Below are 17100 nucleotides of genomic sequence, written 5' to 3' on the forward strand. Positions count from 1 at the left end.
AGGCTCCCTCAGGGGAGCGGCCTGGGAGGCCAGCCGCAGGAGCCGGGTTCGAAGCGGGGCCAGTAGCGGTCCGTTTGCAGGGCTGTTCGCCAGGGAATGGGCGACGGGATGATATTGACCTGGATCACATATCGGGGGTTTTCCCTGGGCGGCTGCCCCCGGTGCAGCAGGGTCTGTGGATTGAACAACAACGCCTCCCCGGCGGCCAGGGGCACGGCTTGCGGACTATATTCGACCCCCATCGACCGCGCCAGACCGGACAGGTCGGCCAGCCGCGCCTCCATGGGCGGGAAGCCGTATCCCTTGCGGGCGAGGATCTGGCTCTGAACCAGGGGCAGATAGAGAGTCGGCGCGGCGTGGTCTTCCACGTCGTTGAGAAAACAGAGGATCTTGATCTGCCGACTGGAGCCCGCATCAAAATGCCAGTCATTGGAATAGATGTGCCTGTCATTGGGAAAGGTCGCCTGGAAACTGTACCAGTCGGCATGATACTCGCTGCCGAAATAGGCGGTGAGCGCCCGGTCGGTCTCGGGGGAAAAAAAGGACTCCAGTAGTTCGGTCAGCAGATCATGTTGCTCAACCCGTTGCGCGCCCTGGTCGATGTAGCTGCGATAAGTGGCACATGTTTGCCGGTCCAGAAGCCGCAGGGTGGTCAGATGGTGGGTTCGGATCGGGTGCGACGCATCGACCGGTCCGCGCCGGAACTGCTCCTGACAATGACGGTGATAGGCGACCTGGCCGCGGGTGACGTCGAAATGGGCGATGGTCCGACTGTAGCTGAGGGGGTCGGGCTGAAAGGTTGTAGGGGTGACGGTTGGGGTGTCGATATTGTGCATTGTTTATGTTCCCGGGGGCTGCGTGCCCCGTAGATGGCTGGTTTCAAACCCCGTTGCTGCCCGGGTCCCAATAGGGCCAGTACCCCTGGGCGCCGTTCTCGCGCCAGGGCAGGGGCGACGGGGCCAGACAGATCTGCAACAGATAGCGCGGGCCGAGAGTCGGGACCACGCCCCGATGCAGCAGGCGCACGGGATTGAACAGCAGGGCCTCCCCTTCGGCCATGTGCAGGGTCCGGGGATGACAGGGCAGATGCAGGATCTCCGCCAGCTCCGTCAAATCGGTCAACCGCTGTTCCTTGGGCGGATAGGCATATCCGGCCCGCGCGAACCCCAGGCTTTCGCGGACATCGAGAATTTGCGTCGGGCCGCCGTGGTCCTCGGTGGCGTTCAGATAGCACAGCAGCTTGAGGCAATGGCTGCTCCAGGCATCGAAGTGCCAGGCGAAGGAATAGGCCCGCCCGTCGGCCTTGTCGAATTTCTGGAAGCTGTACCATTGGGCGGCATATTCACTGCCGAAATAGGCGCTGAGGATGCCGTCCAGGGGGGGCTGGAACACGTCCTCCAGCAGCCGTTGTAAAAAATCCTGGTCGCGCAGATGGGCCGGGTCGTGATCCATCAGGTGACGCAGATGGGCACAGGTCTGCGGCGTGAGAAGCGGCAGGGTGAGAAACTGCTCGGCGACCAGGGCCGGATCGGCGGCCCGGAAGGGGCGCTGATAACATTTCCGGCAGCCGTTGTGATGGCTGGCCGCCCCGTCTTCCAGATCGAACTGGGTCAAGGCCCGTCCGTAAGCCCCAACATCCAGGTCGAGCACCTGCCCGCCGTCGCCCATGACACCTCCACCCGCGTGGAAAAAATCCATACGACAACATAACCGGTTCACAGTAGGAAGTCTTGATCCATTGCCGTGAAGGTGCTATCTCCGCGCTCTGTGACGCCGCAAGGTGTCCGTGATGCGGTCGTGGCGGAACTGGTAGACGCGCAGCGTTGAGGTCGCTGTCCTGGCAACGGGGTGGAAGTTCGAGTCTTCTCGACCGCACCAATTGATCGAGGCCCGCTGCCGGTTTTTGGCGCGGGCCTCGGTTTTTTCCGCCAAAGAATGTCGAAAAGGCCCTATAAGGGGCGGCAATATCCTTTCGGCCCTCTCGGGAGACTCCAGCATGTCCGACGAACCGCTCCGCGAAGGGGATCTCGACTCCCAACATACGGTCGATTTGCCGGAAGGGTTGGTCGATGAGGTTGCCGAGGCGCTTGAAAACGGTGCCCTGGAGCAGGCCTCGGACCTGATCCGACCGCTGCACTATGCGGATGCCGCCGACCTGATCGAGCAACTGTCGCCGGAACAGCGCCCGCTGGTGATGTCCCTGCCCGGAGCACCCCTGGACCCGGAAGTGCTGTCGGCGCTGGATGAGACGGTCCGCGAGGAAATCCTCGAGGATCTGTCGCCAGAAGTCCTGGCGGCGTTGGTTCGGGAACTGGCCTCCGATGACGCGGTCGATCTGATCGAGGACATGGAAGAGGCGGACCTGCGGGAAGTTCTCGATTCCCTGCCCGAAGACGATCGGGCGCGCATTGAGGAGAGTCTGGCCTATCCCGAATTCTCCGCCGGGCGGTTGATGAGTCATGACCTTGTGGCGGTGCCCGAATTCTGGACGGTGGGCGAATGTATCGACTATCTGCGCGCCGCCGCCGACCGCGAAGACCTGGATGGGGAAGACCTGCTGCCCGAGGAATTCTACGACATCTACGTGGTCGATCCGCGTCACCATCCGGTGGGAACCTTGCCGTTGAACCACCTGCTGCGGCGCCGCCGTCCGGTGCTGTTGAGCGATATCGTGCGGCGCGATATCCGGATGATTCCGGCCACCATGGATCAGGAGGAGGTGGCCTATCTGTTCAGTCAACGGGATCTGGTGTCGGCCCCGGTGGTCGACGAAGACGGCCGTCTGGTCGGCACCATCACCATTGATGACGTGGTGGACGTGATCCAGGAAGAACAGGAAGAAGACGTGCTGCGTCTGGCCGGTGTGGCGGAAACCGATTTGTTCAGCGGCGTGTTTCAGACCGCCCGTTCCCGCTTCAGTTGGCTTTTGATCAATCTGGGAACGGCGGTTCTGGCCTCGCTGGTCATCGGTTTGTTCGATGCCAGCATTGATCAAATGGTGGCCCTGGCGGTGCTCATGCCCATCGTGGCCTCCATGGGGGGCAATGCCGGGACCCAGACCCTGACCGTGGTGGTGCGCGCCCTGGCCATGCGCGATTTGACCGAGGATTCCGCCCACCGGGTGTTGATCAAGGAAGTGCTTGTCGGGCTGTCCAACGGGGTGCTGTTCGCACTGTTGACCGGACTGGTGACCTGGGGCTGGTTCTCCGATCCGGGCATCGGGGCGGTGATCGCCTGCGCCATGCTGTTCAATCTGATCGTGGCCGGATTGGCTGGCGCGTCAATCCCGTTGGCCATGCAGCGTCTGGGCGTCGATCCGGCCATCGCCTCGACGGTCATTCTGACCACGGTGACCGATGTGGTCGGTTTTTTCGCCTTTCTCGGCTTGGCGGCATTGACCTTGATGTGACAGGGTGTGATCCATAATGTTACAATATTCTAATCTGTTGTCTTGGAGTTCGTTACCTGGATGAGTGATCTGCCATCCCCGACAATTCGCGTGCTGGTCATTGAGGATAATCCCGGTGATGCGATTCTGGTGCGAGAGTATCTGAGCGACGTGGCGCTCACCCGTTATGAAACGGTGATCGAGGCCTCGCTGGAGGCCGGCATGAAGCGGGCCGAGGAGGAGACTTTCGACGCGGTGCTGCTTGATCTGTCGTTGCCGGATTCCGTCGGAGCCAAGACAGTGGCCTGGGCGCGGGCGCAACTGCCCCATGTGCCGCTGATCGTGTTGACCGGCACCGATGACGAGGAAACGGCGATGTTGGTGCTGCGCGAGGGGGCGCAGGACTATCTGGTGAAAGACGATGTGGCACCGTCAATTCTCGATCGGACCATCCGATATGCCATCGAACGGGCGCGCACCGAGCGCACCATGACCCAATATATCTCCGAGTTGGAGAATTCTCGGCGCAGCCTGCAACAACAAGCGGAGCGCCTGGAAAAACTGACTCTGGAATACGCCAGCGAGAAAGAAAAGGCCGAAGCCGCCGACCGCAGCAAGAGCGAATTCCTGGCCACCATGAGTCATGAAATACGCACCCCGCTGACCGGGGTTCTGGGCATGACCGACCTGCTGTTGGGCATGGAGCTGTCGTCTCAGGCCCGGGATTACGTGGGCATGATCCGCGAGTCCGGGGAAATGCTGTTGCGGATTCTCAATGATGTTCTGGACATGTCGCGGTTGCAGGCCGGACGGCTTGAGCTGGATCAGATCGACTTCAATCTGCATAGCCTGGTCCGCGACCTGTACAGCCTGATGTGGCCCAAGGCGCAAGAAAAAGAGCTGGATTTCCAGCTTCATTTGGTCGAAGGCCTGCCCGAGGGGGTGAATGCCGATCCGGTGCGCATTCGTCAGATTCTGTTCAATCTGACCGGCAACGCCTTGAAGTTCACCCCGGCGGGGCAGGTGCGGATCGCGGTCAGCCATAGCCCGGATTCCGAAGGCGGGGTGTTGCTGCTGTTCGAAGTGAGCGACAGCGGCATCGGCATTCCCGAGGACCTGCATAGCCATCTGTTTCAGCGATTTTCTCAGGCCGATGCCTCGACCGCCCGCCGGTTCGGGGGGTCTGGACTGGGGTTGGCCATTTGCCGTCATTTGGCCGAACTGATGGGGGGAGAAATCGGTTTCGACAGTGAATTGGGCGTCGGCAGCCGCTTCTGGTTCACCGTTCCCTGCACCATTGCCGAGGCACCCGGGGAGAAACAGGAATCGCGCCGAGTCTATAAATATCGCGCCCAGCGCCCGTTGCGTATCCTTGTGGCGGAGGACAACCGCATTAATCAGAAATTGATCGTCAACATGTTGCAGCCTCTGGGGCATCGGGTGTACCTGGCCGATAACGGCATTGAGGCCATAAAGCTGGTGGAAACCCGGGAGCTTGATCTGGTGCTGATGGATGTGCGGATGCCGGAGATGGATGGGCTGGATGCCACCCGGGCCATTCGCCGCATGGACTCGAACCGCGCCCAATTACCGGTCATCGCAGTGACGGCCGACGCCATGGAATCCCACCTGCGCGGCTTTCTCGAAGCGGGCATGAATGCCAGCGTGGTCAAGCCCATTGATTTCAACACGATGCTTGAAGTTATCAACCAGGCCATGGGCGAAGAGGTGCATCTGCGGGATGTGCAAGTGACGCTCCCCCCCGAAACGGCGGCAACAAAGGAGAGCGAGCGCGTGGAGCAGGCGGGGCCAGCCCTCAGTGCCTTTCTGGATCACCTCACTGAATTGACGCGCAAATAATCCGGCCTTGAACTGAACTAGCGATTGCCTCCTAATGACGTTGCTCCGAATCAGTGCAGAAGGTTTTGACGATGCCGACGATCCTGATCACCGGTGCCAACAAGGGCATTGGACTTGAGTTTGCCCGCCAATGTGCAGCCGAAGGATGGCGCGTCCTGGCCACCTGCCGAGAGCCTAAAAAGGCCAAGGCGTTGAAGGCCATTCAGGGCGACGTGGTGATCCGAGACCTGGACGTGATGGATTTTGATCGGATTTACACCCTGGCCAAGGCGTGGAAAAAGGAATCCATCGACCTGCTGCTGCTCAACGCCGGTGTGTACGGGCCGCGGCCTTGTACCCTCGGCGGATTGGATTATCAGGCCTGGGAGGAAGTCTTCTGGACCAATGTGATGGCTCCGGTAAAAGTCGCCGAGGCCTTCCTGGATCAGGTGGCCCATTCACAGGGTCGGCAGATCGCCGTGCTGTCGAGCAAGATGGGCAGCATGACGGACAATTCTTCTGGCGGCTCCTATATCTATCGCTCTTCCAAGGCGGCCCTCAACGCGGCCATGAAAAGCCTGTCGGTGGATCTCATGAAACGCGGCATCTGCGTGGTCATGATGCATCCCGGCTGGGTGCGGACGGACATGGGCGGCCCCAACGCGCTGATTGACGTGGACCAGAGCGTTCATGGCCTGCGTCAGGTGCTGTCTAGGCCGCCCGCGGAATTGAATGGCCGGTTCATCAATTACGATGGCCAGGAGATCCCCTGGTAGCGACGCTCGGGCCGCCATGAATGAGGCTTGTTGCGGGATACCCCAAAAGAATATAATATAGCTTCAAACATGCCGAAAACAGGTGTGAAAGGGGGTTGGTGTTATCATAGTTGCGTAGCTGTGGCTACGAGGGGGGGGCATGTACGACAAGGATTTCCGTGATCGAAAGGTCTTGATCGTCGAGGACAATATTCATTTCAGAACCCTGCTGAAAACCATTCTGAGTTTCGCCGGGGTCAAGGCCATTCAGGAAGCCGAGGATGGTCTGGAAGCCCTGGAGATTCTTCAGGACTTTCCTGCCGATGTGGCCATTGTGGATTGGAACATGGAGCGCATGGACGGCTTGGAATTCGTCCGCCATGTGCGTCGTGAACCCTCCCATCAGCCGCGCCGTCGCATTCCGGTTTTGATGGTGACGGGGAATGGGGGCACGCCCTGTTACACGGCGGCCCGCGATGCCGGAGTCAACGACTTGCTGCAAAAGCCCATCTCCCCCAAGACCTTGATGAAAGCCTTGGGCGATGTGATGGACGATGCCATGGCCTTCATTGACACTGCGGCCTATGTGGGGCCGGATCGTCGGCGGTTTCAGATGGATTTTGGCGGCATGGAAAAGCGTCAGGTGGCGCCTTCCGCGTGACTTGAGAGCCCGCGAAAGGCTTGCGGGGACAGGGCACTCGCCGCTATTGTGGACACTCCGAGGCCGCTGGCCGCAACCGAATGGAATACAGGCATGTCCGAACAAGCCAAGGGTGAGATCATTCAGCCTCCCAACTTGTTGAAAAACAAGGTTGGCCCTCCGGGTGCAGGGGGCGGTGTCGATGCGGCGACCCTGGCCAAGGCGGAAATGGCCATCGCGGAGTTGGCCGACGACTACATGGACTGGGTGCAGGCCGATCTGGATTCGCTGCAAGATGCGTTCGATCAGTTGTCCCATGGCAACGAGGAAGAGCAGGACGATGCCCTGAAACGCATTTTCGGTGTCGCCCATGATATGAAGGGGCAGGGCGGCAGCTTCAATTATCCGCTGATCACCCAGGTCTGTTATCAGCTTTGCCGATTCCTGGAAAATCTGGACCACCCCAACGAAAAGGAGATGGAAGTCATCCAGCTCCATATCAATGCGGTACAATTGATCATTCTCAATCAGATGACCGGCGACGGCGGAAAATCCGGCGAGAGTCTGGTCAATGGTCTGGAAATGGTGCTGCGCAAGGTGCGTCGATAGACTCCCAAATCAGGATCTGAAATGCCAGAGGGGCGTTCCGCAGGGGACGCCCCAATGCGTTGGAATAATTTTTCTTGCACGACACAAAAATGACGTAATAATTCCTTAAACAAAGCGCCCCTAGCATGATTGTTGCGTGGGGCCATCAAAAAAATCCCCAGGCGTTCAGGAAAGTTGGAAGGAAATCAGAGATGTATCAGCCGCCGAATGGGAACCTTCGGGCGTTCGAGGTTCGTTTCGTCAATACGTTGGTGCGTGAATTGGTCGCCAATAATGAATCCCATAGTCTGTACCATGACCGCTGGGGTGAGACCCAGGTGTTGAAGGTCAATGCCGACAGCGCCGACGAGGCCGTGGCCTTGCTGAGCAGCCGCTACCCCGCGGAACAGGGATTTGTCGTCGAAGCGGTGCAGGAATCATTGTCCTGAGTCGGTGACCCTATAGCGGGTCCGCTTCGATATCGCCCTCGAAGAAATGGTAGACGTCGAGTCCGTCGAGCACGACGCCGTCGAAGCCCTGCGCGATGATGCCATAGACGTAGGAATTGGTATCCCCGCTCAACATCTGCTGCCATTCGGGATTCCAGTACTGGGCGAAATAGGAATCCGGATGGCCGGGGTAGGGGGAGTCGATCCAACTGGGCGACCCCTCTTTCCAGTTCTCTTTCCAATAGTAGCGATAGCTTCCGACGACGCCGACGTTCATGTAGGCCAGCACCAGCCGGCGGGCGCCGCTTTTCTTGTACTTGAGGGTTTCCACAGCCTGTTTGGTCAGCGGATCGCGCCCGTGGAACACATCGACGATGACCGCGTCATAATTGGTGTCGTGAACCTTGAGGGCGAACTCGTCCTGGCGTCCAAGACCGGTTGACTCGGGCAGCACAAAAAAATTGCGCACATCCTTGAGGCTGAGCACGGACTGGGCATTCTCCTGATAGGGACGGGAAGGCACCTTGGGCAGGCTGTTCAGGGCCTGTCCGCGAGCAAAGGCGGGAGCGGCCACGAAGCCCGCCTTGTGGGCCTTGTCCAGCACCTCGTAGGCCTGCTTGGCCGTGCTCACATAATCGATGATGAATACCGGCACTGCCGACTGCTTGGCCAGATTCAACAGTGTCAGCGCCTTGGTGTTGCGGTTCTTGGTCACTGGCTTGCCGATATCCGGAATGCCGTACCAGACACCCTCTTGCAGGATGCCGTCGATGGATTGCAGAAAGGTGCGGGCGGGCAGCAGGGCGGTCGGATCGTCGAGATCTGTCTTGGTGCTCAGTCCCAGGGGGTTCTGCGCAATGAGCAGAAAGTTGCGTTTGTAGCGACGGGTGAATTTGCTGATGTCCTGGACCAGGGTCCGCATGGCTTCGCGCGGGTCCTTGGGCGCGGCAAGCAGGCGACGCTGGTTTTCTTCCTGGCCGACATTGCGGTCGACGACCTTGCCCTGGGCTCTGACCTGACCGTCATCGGCCTGGGACAGGGCAGGGGAGGCGCTCAAGGCGCAACTGGCGAGCAGAACCAACCCGCCGAGAAAGCCCCGCATACCGTCAAAGCCTGCCATGGTGATCGCACTCCTTTTTTCTTGTGTGGTCCTCGGGTGAAAATTAGTTCGTTGCGAGCCGTTCGGCAACCCATTCACCAAGCGCCAGGGATGCTGTCAGTCCCGGCGACTCGATGCCGAACAGATGAACCAGTCCGGGAATGCCGTGATGCTCCGGTGTGAGAATTCTGAAATCATGCGCCGCTTCTCCGGGCGGATGAAGTTTCGAGCGGATGCCGCTATATCCCGGCTGTAGAGCCCCGTCGGGCAGACCCGGCCAATAGCGGCGGATGGCGGCGTAAAAGGCCTCGCCCCGGCCCGGATCGACCCGATAGTCCAGCCGCTCCACCCATTCCTCGTCGGGGCCGAAGCGCCCCTGTCCCCCCAGATCGCGGGTGAAGTGACAGCCCAGGGAGGCCGCGCCCGGCACTGGATAGATCAGGCGCTGGAAAGGCGCGCGTCCGCTCAGTTGGAAATAGTTTCCCTTGCACAGGTGCAGGGGCGGCACATGTTCGGGCGGCATGCCGTCGAGACTACGGGCGATGGCCTGGGCCCATAGACCGGCCGCGTTGACCACCGTGCGGCACTGCAAGGCCATGGGTTCATCCCCGCCGACGCGGAGGAGGATACCGTCCTGGGTGATCTGGCCGCCTTCGATCGGACTGCCGAAGGCGACAACCCCGCCCGCGGCTTCCAGATCGCCTTGCAGGGCCAGCATGTAGCCATGGCTGTCAAAAATGCCGGTGGAGGGGGACCACAAGGCGGCCACGCAGCGCAGCCCCGGTTCCCAGGCTTCGGCCTGCGGGCCGTTGATCCGTTGCAGGTCGGTGCAACCATTGGCGGCCGCCCTCTGAAGCACCTGATCGAGAATGGGAATTTCCGAGGGCTGGGTGGCGACCAACAACTTGCCGCACCGTTGATGCTCGATCCCGTGGCTCTGCAAATAGTCATAAAGCAGCCCTTTGCCGCGCACACAAAGCCGGCCCTTGAGGCTCCCCACCGGATAATATATCCCGGCATGAATGACTTCGCTGTTACGGGAACTGGTTTCGGTGCCGATGGCGGTCGCTTTTTCGAGTACCACCACTTCGCGCCCGGCTAGGGCCAAGGCGCGGGCCACTGCCAGCCCCACCACCCCGGCACCGATGACGGCGCAATCCAGTTGTTCCGTCATGTCCGGCCCCATTCCTTGCGAACCGCCATTGTGGAAAGCGCCCCTCCGGGGGTCAAGGAAAAGAGGTGCTTGCCGGATCGCGACTTGATCCCCCCCTGTGTTCCGTTGTATGACCAGCAACGATCCGGTTTCCCCGCAAAGGAATCCGGGTTTAGGCACCCGTAGCTCAGCTGGATAGAGCGCTGCCCTCCGAAGGCAGAGGTCGTGAGTTCGAATCTCGCCGGGTGCACCAAATTTTCATATAAAAAACAATGTGTTGCGCGGTAGCTGCGCTTGTGAATGTGTCGGCCATTTTCGTCGGGGAAGCATGGGGGAAGCAACGGGGTCAATTTCGAGTTATATCCGGACTCGGAAGCCTCTCGTGGCTGGAAAGAACTTTTACCATCTAATCTCCCAAATATGCCCCTGTGACCATTCGCCCGATTGCTCCAGGTCCTCCCAATAATTACAGACTGGGATCTGCCGTTGTTTTCTCAGCGTCGGGGAGCATAAGATTTTTTGAGTTGTTCCAACGTTGCGGCCCATCGCCGCTCGTCTCGCTCGGCCTGGGTTTCGGTCATGGTTTGTTGCTTCCGCCGATCCAGGTCAAATGCTTGATCCTCGGTGATAGCAGTCCCAAGCAACGCCGCACATGATACATATGTCGACGCCCTCTATGGCAAGGCTTTTTCGCGTGCGTTGATCGGTTGCTTTCATGTGTCTGGCCTGTTCGTGCGGTTTGTTTTTGCCGCTGGCCCTGAGGGAAAACCGAACGCGCCATCAAGAGCGTCCTTTTGGAAGAAGCCGCATGACGTTCGACTGCCGAACTGACCCCATGACTCTGCTGGGCGTTCACGGTTTTGATCGCATCGATATTCGCGACCGCCGTTCGGGCTATCAGGAACGGGTGCTTCAGGTGAAGGCTATGATTAACGCAGGCGCGATCGGTATGTCGCTGCATTTCGGTCGAGTGCCGGGATTTCTCACGGAACGGATGGGCTATATAGTAGATTAGGACCTCCATTCAGCATGGTTCCGTTTGTAAGCACCCTTCAAGTTTATAAAATATCTTGCTGATACAGCCAAAAAGAGTATCATTGCCGGAAGTTTACGGATGCCATGGGGGAAAATTGTTGGGCCACCTTTTCAATGTTCAAGAAGGAATTGTGGCCCCGCTTCTGCCGATCCCTTTTCAAAACCAACACCTTGAAGATGACCTTCAAAAGTGGGCGCACCAGACACCGGGACTTTTGAACGAGGGAATGCCCATGCTGTCCCTCGGTCGGGAAATAACGACCACCCATGGCCACTACATTGACAATCTTTTTATCGATGGTAATGGGACCATCGTTGTTGCAGAGCTGAAACGGGGCCGGGCAACTCGAGATATCATCTCACAGGTTCTCGATTATGCCGCCTTTGTTAATAGGCTCGATTGGCCCCAGGTGGCCCAAATCTACCGGACAAACATGAACGCGGAACTTGATGCAGCATATCATAATATGTTTGCGTTCCCCCTAGATTACTCCAAAAAGCCTGAGCACCGACTGCTGCTGGTTTCCGAAAGCCTGGCACCAAACGCCTTTGACACCGCCCGGTACCTGATCGAAGGAGGAACGCCTTTAGCGGTGATCAACTTTCGCTACATCGAACTGAACGGTAGCAAGCTGTTGGATCTGGAAACGGTGCTGGGAGAGATTCCTGGCCAGCATCGAATGGTGCAACCTTTGAATACCGCCTTGGTCGAAACGGGAACCGGATTGTCGGCTCGAATATTCGCCAGTGCCGCCCAGAGACTTCCGGGAATCGCACTCAAGCAGGGCTGGCCCCTAAAATATCGGATCAACAAAAGGACACTACCTTTCGTCGCCAACCACTGGCCAACAAATTTTTCCGACTGTCATTTGCGAATTGACGATTACTGGGGTGGACTGAACCTAACCTTGGTAGCGAAAACGGAAAGCGTCCCCGGCCTCGAATCTTTCCTGATCGACCACCACCCGTTCTGGCATGACGCATTTCCCGCGGAAAAGCTCGACCGCCCCCGTAGTGCCTTTTTCGAATTTAATGCCAAGAAGCCTGCGCCGGATAGCCATGACGATCAGTCTATTGCCGCTCTGATGGAGCGCGTTGAAGCCATGACCGGGGTGATGGTCCCCCTGGTTGATCGCTATTTCAAGGAAGTCCACCCCGATGAGTGACATTACCCCCATCGATTGCCCCGTCTACCAGTTTCTCCATTTCGGTCATCCAATACGTATGGCGGAAATGGACGACGTACTGTGGCTTTCAATTCTCGACGTGGTCCGTGCTATCGACGAACCCTCCTCCATGATCAACAGCTACTTCGGCAACATTACCAGCAACATCAAGATCGGACGCAAGTGCCTTACAGAGGGCATGACTGGCGGGGACCTCAACATGCTGCGGCTCGACAAGGTCAAGCGTGCCGTGGAAGAACGAGGGACGACACTCGGTGACAAGTTGTTCCGAAAAATGGAAACACTGCGCAAACTGGAAGGGACCCCCTGTGGCAGATTTACAGGGTTTGTCCCCATAGGATCTTTTTGACGGCAATCACCAGATCCAGGAAACCGAAACGATGACGAACAATGAATTTTTCTATATGGAGGACGGCGTTAAGAAGGATGCCCTTCTGCACGAGGAAATGCTGGATAACCCAGAGGCTGATCGTGCAGGAAGCGAGTGGGCCATTGAGGACGCCGTAGCCCGAGGTGTTCTTCGTGAAGTGGCTGTTCAGATGTTTGGGATCAGAGATCTAAATAAAGACGAGACATAAAGGTTTTTCCAGCACGAAATAAAATAAATTACCCTTGCCATACAGAACATCATGAACGGAGATTATAGACTTTTCCTTTCGTTGAATTATTAAGAAAGTCTGCAATGTCCTGAGATACTAATTATCTGCTGTCGCTGTATGTAGCGGTTTATTTAGAAACACGGTACAGCGCGTGTGCCGTGGACTCGCGTGCCTTGACAAGATCCTTTGCATTTAATATTATTTTATAACGGTCCGGAGGCTGAACACCCTTGGGGAATGTGGCCCCGTGCGACCTGTTTAGACTCCGAGCCGGTTTACTGTTGTAGTATTCACTCGCCCTTCCCGTACTGCTTCGTCAATGAAGCGTTGAGGTGATGCGGATTACCGAGCCTTTACCTGCTTCCCCTCTGCCAATTGGTCAAGTATCAGGGATCGTTGCTGACGGTTGAGGTGGTGCCTGTCGAGGCCGACCAGAACATGTTCAAGTCGGACCAGGAATTCCGCCGCGCCAAGGTCGTCAATCCATGTCGCAACCTGGGGTTCCAGCCAGATGAGGTCAAGGGCCAACCATTGGAACGGACCGAGAGGGGCGACAAGACGGCGTAGGGGCGCCGGGATCAGCAACAGGTAGGCGATGACAGCTCCCTTGTCTCCGCCCTGTATGTCCCTGTCAGGCCAAAAACCTTGATCCATTCGCCCTTGCGGCGAAAACATGGGGCGGTTCGGGATCTCTTCTAGCCAATTGGTTTGTTCATTCTCCCTCTGCCAACATCCGAACAGCCGGTCCCAACGTCCGAACATCTGTTGCTTTTGATCTGAAATGATCCGCAGGGCCGTCTCATCAAGCCAAACGGCGGAGGTCATGGAATTGGTATTGGCTTGTTTCATGGTCACTCGGCTCATGCTTCGGGTTCATATGATTCCAGCCAACCACAACAGGGAGTCAGAAATGGTCACCTTATGTTCTTTTGGGGGTGAATTAGATCGCCACACGGTCTGCTCGGGTTACCACAAAACGAATGCCCCTTTCGGTGATCAGGCACCATAGACCTTTGTGCCAGTCACAGAGGTCGATCCGACCCTCTGACGTATCAAATGAAATCCAACCGTTGATCAGTGCTGCTTTCACGGCTCGTTCCTCGTGATAAGCATTCGTGGAACAGGAAATATGTGCCAGTATTGGTCACCAATATGCGGGAGAATGGGGCCATGAGATACGAAAAAGCCGATAATCTGTTGCAGCTTGCCCTGGAAATGCAGGCCCGTCGTGGGGGGATCTCACTCCAGGAGATCGAACAGAGCTTTGATGTCGGGCGGCGGACGGCCATGCGTATGCGCGACGCCATCCTGCGTAACTTCCTGCAGGCCGAGGAAGTGGCGACCGATGAACGGGTCAAGCGCTGGCGCATTCCCGCTGGGGTGCTGGACCACCTTGTCGCCTTCTCGGCGGATGAACTGGCGGCGATGGAAACCGCCATTGGGGTCATGCGGCAGCAGAACCGGGAGGACGTGGCCGCGGACCTGGAGACTGTGGTCACCAAGATCCATGCGCTGGTGCGCCCGGAGGTGGCCCGCCGGGTGGAGCCGGATCTGGAAGCCCTGTTGGAAGCCGAAGGCTTGGCCATGCGTCCGGGGCCGCGTCCCCGTATCAAGGTCATGGTGGTTGAGGATCTGCGCCGGGCGATCAAGGGCGGCAACCGGGTCAGACTCAGCTATCGGCGACGCAAGGACAATGAGGTTCATGACCGTATCGTCAATCCCTACGGTTTTCTGCACGGACACCGGCATTATCTCGTGGGCTGGCATGAGCATCCCCAGCAATCGATGATGCTCACCTTTGCCTTGCCCCGGATCGAGAAAGTGGAGGTGCTGGACGATATGTTCGAGCGCGACCCGGATTTTTCCCTGAAAACCTATGCCGAACGATCCTTTGGACTGTTTCACGAAGAACCGTTCGATGTGGTTTGGCGTTTCACGCCCGATGCCGCTGACGAGGCGGAACAGTTTGTCTTCCATCCCAGCCAGAAGACTGAACGGCAGGAGGACGGCGCGCTGATTGTCAGGTTCCGCGCCGGAAGCGACATGGAGATGGCCTGGTATCTCTACATGTGGGGCGACCGTGTGGAGGTCCTGGCCCCGCAAAGACTGGCCGAGATGGTGCGGGAATGCCGACCGTCGTGGGTGGCTTTGCCGTAGGATAATTGTATGACCATAACTGTCACGCTCTCAGGTGCATACTCTTCCCATACGCATCCATGAGACGGCTGTTGCCGGGAAATGTCTTCCGCAGCGCCTCATGAAAGACGACGGGGGAAGCAATGGTTGAGCAGGATTGGACTCATAAAAAGTTGCTGGAAATGCTCGACGATTTGAGCAGCAAAGTGCGGCGGCTTCAGGAGGGATTGCGCATCGCCTGCAAGCATTGCGATGGGGAGATCGCCGAGGAGTTAACCCGGGCCTATCTCGATGAGGAGGGGTGGTGATCCCAAGCGTCCATAACGGCCGCTGCGATTTCCATATTTTTTTCTTTTCATCACCGGAGAGGTCAAGTGTCCCTATCTTTTTTTGCCCCATACGTAAAGGCATTACGGTTCCTGGCTTACCGAAACGCGAGGCTAGATTCGCGAACCCCTTGGCCGTTTCCTCGTCTAATGCGACGGACACGCCTCGTGATCCGACCTGAGGATTACTGACACTCCCGCCCCGCGACAAGACTCTCAGTGCCCAAAACTGTCACTGATCCCTGCCAGGATAAGCCTCGGGACTTTCAGTCGTTGCCACAGGCCCAAAGGGGAAAATCATGAACCACCGTTTATCGGTCACATGCGTTGTCCTGGCACTCCTGACGGGAGCCTGCGCGACCAAGACCATCACCGTTCGTGAAACGCACGAAGACGACTACGGTGAGATTTACACCACAGAGACCGTCACGACAGAAACCACCCTGGACGCCAATGCCGCCCAGAACATCACATTATTAGGTGCTGTGTTGGCAGCTCTCGCTGTGGCGTATGGGAATTAAAAAGAGGTCGATAGGAAAAGCGGGAAGATCATTCTCTGTGATAATGCCCCGGGCCTTGGTGTTGCGACCATTGCAACATCAAAACAAATGGAGGCAATAATGACCATGACTGTTCGGAAGATGGTAACCTGCCATATTTGTGGCGAGGAGAATGAGTTTTTTTCCCTCGCGACCATATCGATTTATGGCTCCGACGATTTGGATGGTCGTTGCTCGTCTCCACATCGGTATTCCATGTCATGCTGGCTGAAAGAATGCCCCGGATGCGGATATGTGGCTGCCCAATTGGACGAACCTGAAGACGGTGTTGAGAGTTTCCTCGCCCTTCCCGAATACAGGGCCCTCTCCTCAAGGGAGGACGAAAATTCAAACTCCGCGATAACAAGGTTTCGAAAGCGGGCCTTCATTGAACACCTTTTGGGCAATCATTTCCTAGAGGCCCATCGTACTCTCCACCTTCCCCGTAACGGACGCCCCGAAGGGCCTCCAAACTGGACCGACGATTTCCCAGTTGTCACGATGACCGCAGCCCCGATGATATGGCAGCCCGCCGCACCCGTCCACAGGACAGGCGGTCAACCGCGAGTATGTATTTTCGGATTTTGGTTTTGCTGCAAATTCAAGTGTCGCGCTACAAGCACGTTGCTTACCCGAAAAGAACAACGCCCTAGCCGCAACCGGCTAAGGCGTTGATATGAATGGTGAGCGCGACGGGATTCGAACCCATGGCCGTCTGATTAAAAGTCAGATGCTCTACCAGCTGAGCTACGCGCCCGTAAAACGGGGAGGGCGAAACCTAGCGAAGCAGGGGCGTCCTGGCAACAGGTTTCCGTATTCCTGGGCAAACAGTATAAAAGGTCGCTGGTAATTTCCGTGCGAAATGCCATATCATGCCTTGCTCATCCGAGCATTCACAGATTTGGGGTTATGGGAGGTGCGCGTCAATGAACGTCGGTGATATTCTGAAGAGCAAGACCAAGGTGGTGATTACTGTGCGGGAAGAAGATACCTTGGAAACCGCTTCGACGTTGCTGGCCTCCAATCGCATCGGGGCCATGCCGGTGCGCGACGCAACCGGCAAGCTGGTTGGCATCCTGTCCGAGCGCGATATCGTGCGCGCCTTGTCGCAGCAAGGGGCCAAGGCCCATTCGGCCAAGGTCAGCGGCTTCATGAGCACCAATTTGGTCACCTGCCAGCCCGGCGATTCCTGCAAGGCGATCATGGAATCCATGACCGGACGCCGCATCCGTCACCTGCCGGTGCTGGAAAACGGCGATCTGGTGGGCGTAGTCAGCCAGGGCGACGTGGTCAAGGTCCGTCTGGAGCAGACGGAACTCGAAAAGGCGGTGTTGAAGGATATCGCCATTGCCCGACCATAAGCGGGG

19 protein-coding genes and 3 tRNA genes are annotated in these 17100 nt (G+C 57.7%); 16 read left to right on the forward strand and 6 right to left on the reverse strand.

The genetic code is table 11. The annotated features are described in order from the left end of the window. Window positions 1-8: 8 nt before the first annotated feature. Window positions 9-836 (reverse strand): hypothetical protein, encoded by an 828-nt coding sequence (locus tag ACYQ1P_RS09970; RefSeq protein ID WP_460020215.1) that lies wholly within the window; start codon window positions 834-836, stop codon window positions 9-11. 43 nt (window positions 837-879) lie between these two features. Beyond that, a complete protein-coding gene (locus ACYQ1P_RS09975) occupies window positions 880-1668 on the reverse strand; it encodes a hypothetical protein (protein WP_460020216.1) in 789 nt (262 codons plus the stop codon). A 123-nt stretch (window positions 1669-1791) separates the two neighbouring features. Between ACYQ1P_RS09975 and ACYQ1P_RS09980 the strand changes: the two genes are divergently transcribed. The 7 genes from ACYQ1P_RS09980 (at window position 1792) to ACYQ1P_RS10010 (ending at window position 7659) form a co-directional block, all read left to right on the forward strand. Then, a tRNA-Leu gene (locus ACYQ1P_RS09980) sits at window positions 1792-1878 on the forward strand. A gap of 118 nt (window positions 1879-1996) precedes the next feature. Beyond that, window positions 1997-3409 carry a magnesium transporter gene (gene mgtE, locus ACYQ1P_RS09985; RefSeq protein WP_460020217.1) on the forward strand — a complete coding sequence of 471 codons (1413 nt, stop codon included), beginning with the start codon at window positions 1997-1999 and terminating at the stop codon, window positions 3407-3409. Window positions 3410-3469: 60 nt separating this feature from the next. Then, window positions 3470-5248 (forward strand): response regulator, encoded by a 1779-nt coding sequence (locus ACYQ1P_RS09990; RefSeq protein WP_460020218.1) that lies wholly within the window; start codon window positions 3470-3472, stop codon window positions 5246-5248. A 71-nt stretch (window positions 5249-5319) separates the two neighbouring features. Next, window positions 5320-6003 (forward strand): SDR family oxidoreductase, encoded by a 684-nt coding sequence (locus tag ACYQ1P_RS09995; protein ID WP_460020219.1) that lies wholly within the window; start codon window positions 5320-5322, stop codon window positions 6001-6003. A gap of 139 nt (window positions 6004-6142) precedes the next feature. Further along, entirely contained in the window at window positions 6143-6643 is a 501-nt protein-coding gene (locus ACYQ1P_RS10000) for a response regulator (RefSeq protein ID WP_460020220.1), read from the forward strand. A 93-nt stretch (window positions 6644-6736) separates the two neighbouring features. Then, complete coding sequence (locus ACYQ1P_RS10005; RefSeq protein ID WP_460020221.1) at window positions 6737-7231, forward strand: Hpt domain-containing protein; 495 nt, start codon at window positions 6737-6739, stop codon at window positions 7229-7231. A gap of 191 nt (window positions 7232-7422) precedes the next feature. After that, a complete protein-coding gene (locus ACYQ1P_RS10010) occupies window positions 7423-7659 on the forward strand; it encodes a hypothetical protein (protein ID WP_460020222.1) in 237 nt (78 codons plus the stop codon). A gap of 10 nt (window positions 7660-7669) precedes the next feature. Here ACYQ1P_RS10010 and ACYQ1P_RS10015 read toward each other — a convergent pair whose 3' ends face one another. Further along, complete coding sequence (locus ACYQ1P_RS10015) at window positions 7670-8779, reverse strand: endo alpha-1,4 polygalactosaminidase (RefSeq protein ID WP_460020223.1); 1110 nt, start codon at window positions 8777-8779, stop codon at window positions 7670-7672. Window positions 8780-8822: 43 nt separating this feature from the next. Beyond that, window positions 8823-9932, reverse strand: a complete 1110-nt coding sequence (locus ACYQ1P_RS10020) for an NAD(P)/FAD-dependent oxidoreductase (protein WP_460020224.1) — start codon at window positions 9930-9932, stop codon at window positions 8823-8825. Between the two features lie 155 nt (window positions 9933-10087). Between ACYQ1P_RS10020 and ACYQ1P_RS10025 the strand changes: the two genes are divergently transcribed. From ACYQ1P_RS10025 to ACYQ1P_RS10045, 5 genes are all read left to right on the forward strand, one after another. After that, window positions 10088-10164, forward strand: a tRNA-Arg gene (locus ACYQ1P_RS10025). A gap of 555 nt (window positions 10165-10719) precedes the next feature. Further along, complete coding sequence (locus ACYQ1P_RS10030) at window positions 10720-10926, forward strand: hypothetical protein (RefSeq protein WP_460020225.1); 207 nt, start codon at window positions 10720-10722, stop codon at window positions 10924-10926. A gap of 151 nt (window positions 10927-11077) precedes the next feature. After that, window positions 11078-12112, forward strand: a complete 1035-nt coding sequence (locus tag ACYQ1P_RS10035) for a hypothetical protein (protein WP_460020226.1) — start codon at window positions 11078-11080, stop codon at window positions 12110-12112. After that, window positions 12105-12482, forward strand: coding sequence for a hypothetical protein (locus ACYQ1P_RS10040; RefSeq protein WP_460020227.1), 378 nt, complete (start codon window positions 12105-12107; stop codon window positions 12480-12482). Before ACYQ1P_RS10035 ends, ACYQ1P_RS10040 begins: the two co-directional genes overlap by 8 nt. Window positions 12483-12513: 31 nt before the next feature. Beyond that, entirely contained in the window at window positions 12514-12711 is a 198-nt protein-coding gene (locus tag ACYQ1P_RS10045; RefSeq protein ID WP_460020228.1) for a hypothetical protein, read from the forward strand. Window positions 12712-13074: 363 nt separating this feature from the next. Here the strand turns inward: ACYQ1P_RS10045 and ACYQ1P_RS10050 are convergent, their stop codons facing one another. Then, window positions 13075-13581 (reverse strand): hypothetical protein, encoded by a 507-nt coding sequence (locus ACYQ1P_RS10050; RefSeq protein ID WP_460020229.1) that lies wholly within the window; start codon window positions 13579-13581, stop codon window positions 13075-13077. A gap of 321 nt (window positions 13582-13902) precedes the next feature. Here ACYQ1P_RS10050 and ACYQ1P_RS10055 point away from each other — a divergent pair, with 321 nt between their 5' ends. From ACYQ1P_RS10055 to ACYQ1P_RS10065, 3 genes are all read left to right on the forward strand, one after another. Next, window positions 13903-14889 carry a helix-turn-helix transcriptional regulator gene (locus tag ACYQ1P_RS10055; RefSeq protein WP_460020230.1) on the forward strand — a complete coding sequence of 329 codons (987 nt, stop codon included), beginning with the start codon at window positions 13903-13905 and terminating at the stop codon, window positions 14887-14889. A gap of 122 nt (window positions 14890-15011) precedes the next feature. Beyond that, window positions 15012-15176 (forward strand): hypothetical protein, encoded by a 165-nt coding sequence (locus tag ACYQ1P_RS10060; RefSeq protein WP_460020231.1) that lies wholly within the window; start codon window positions 15012-15014, stop codon window positions 15174-15176. 317 nt (window positions 15177-15493) lie between these two features. After that, entirely contained in the window at window positions 15494-15715 is a 222-nt protein-coding gene (locus tag ACYQ1P_RS10065) for a hypothetical protein (protein ID WP_460020232.1), read from the forward strand. A 699-nt stretch (window positions 15716-16414) separates the two neighbouring features. On the opposite strand, the gene ACYQ1P_RS10070 is transcribed toward ACYQ1P_RS10065, so the two are convergent. Further along, window positions 16415-16490: transfer RNA gene (locus ACYQ1P_RS10070), tRNA-Lys, on the reverse strand. Window positions 16491-16659: 169 nt separating this feature from the next. Here ACYQ1P_RS10070 and ACYQ1P_RS10075 point away from each other — a divergent pair. Beyond that, entirely contained in the window at window positions 16660-17094 is a 435-nt protein-coding gene (locus ACYQ1P_RS10075) for a CBS domain-containing protein (protein ID WP_460020233.1), read from the forward strand. Window positions 17095-17100: the final 6 nt, after the last annotated feature.

This window comes from Magnetospira thiophila, assembly GCF_054657015.1.

What these genes read in the sequence shown, in the direction of transcription:
- ACYQ1P_RS10040 (WP_460020227.1), top strand. Translation starts at nt 12,105, where the DNA reads ATGAGTGACATTACCCCCATCGATTGCCCCGTCTACCAGTTTCTCCAT.
- ACYQ1P_RS09990 (WP_460020218.1), top strand. Translation starts at nt 3,470, where the DNA reads ATGAGTGATCTGCCATCCCCGACAATTCGCGTGCTGGTCATTGAGGAT.
- ACYQ1P_RS10030 (WP_460020225.1), top strand. Translation starts at nt 10,720, where the DNA reads ATGACGTTCGACTGCCGAACTGACCCCATGACTCTGCTGGGCGTTCAC.
- ACYQ1P_RS10075 (WP_460020233.1), top strand. Translation starts at nt 16,660, where the DNA reads ATGAACGTCGGTGATATTCTGAAGAGCAAGACCAAGGTGGTGATTACT.
- ACYQ1P_RS09975 (WP_460020216.1), bottom strand. Translation starts at nt 1,668, where the DNA reads ATGGGCGACGGCGGGCAGGTGCTCGACCTGGATGTTGGGGCTTACGGA.
- ACYQ1P_RS10060 (WP_460020231.1), top strand. Translation starts at nt 15,012, where the DNA reads ATGGTTGAGCAGGATTGGACTCATAAAAAGTTGCTGGAAATGCTCGAC.
- ACYQ1P_RS10050 (WP_460020229.1), bottom strand. Translation starts at nt 13,581, where the DNA reads ATGAAACAAGCCAATACCAATTCCATGACCTCCGCCGTTTGGCTTGAT.
- ACYQ1P_RS10010 (WP_460020222.1), top strand. Translation starts at nt 7,423, where the DNA reads ATGTATCAGCCGCCGAATGGGAACCTTCGGGCGTTCGAGGTTCGTTTC.
- ACYQ1P_RS09995 (WP_460020219.1), top strand. Translation starts at nt 5,320, where the DNA reads ATGCCGACGATCCTGATCACCGGTGCCAACAAGGGCATTGGACTTGAG.
- ACYQ1P_RS10045 (WP_460020228.1), top strand. Translation starts at nt 12,514, where the DNA reads ATGACGAACAATGAATTTTTCTATATGGAGGACGGCGTTAAGAAGGAT.
- ACYQ1P_RS10015 (WP_460020223.1), bottom strand. Translation starts at nt 8,779, where the DNA reads ATGGCAGGCTTTGACGGTATGCGGGGCTTTCTCGGCGGGTTGGTTCTG.
- ACYQ1P_RS10055 (WP_460020230.1), top strand. Translation starts at nt 13,903, where the DNA reads ATGAGATACGAAAAAGCCGATAATCTGTTGCAGCTTGCCCTGGAAATG.
- ACYQ1P_RS10065 (WP_460020232.1), top strand. Translation starts at nt 15,494, where the DNA reads ATGAACCACCGTTTATCGGTCACATGCGTTGTCCTGGCACTCCTGACG.
- ACYQ1P_RS09970 (WP_460020215.1), bottom strand. Translation starts at nt 836, where the DNA reads ATGCACAATATCGACACCCCAACCGTCACCCCTACAACCTTTCAGCCC.
- ACYQ1P_RS10000 (WP_460020220.1), top strand. Translation starts at nt 6,143, where the DNA reads ATGTACGACAAGGATTTCCGTGATCGAAAGGTCTTGATCGTCGAGGAC.
- ACYQ1P_RS10020 (WP_460020224.1), bottom strand. Translation starts at nt 9,932, where the DNA reads ATGACGGAACAACTGGATTGCGCCGTCATCGGTGCCGGGGTGGTGGGG.
- ACYQ1P_RS10005 (WP_460020221.1), top strand. Translation starts at nt 6,737, where the DNA reads ATGTCCGAACAAGCCAAGGGTGAGATCATTCAGCCTCCCAACTTGTTG.
- mgtE (WP_460020217.1), top strand. Translation starts at nt 1,997, where the DNA reads ATGTCCGACGAACCGCTCCGCGAAGGGGATCTCGACTCCCAACATACG.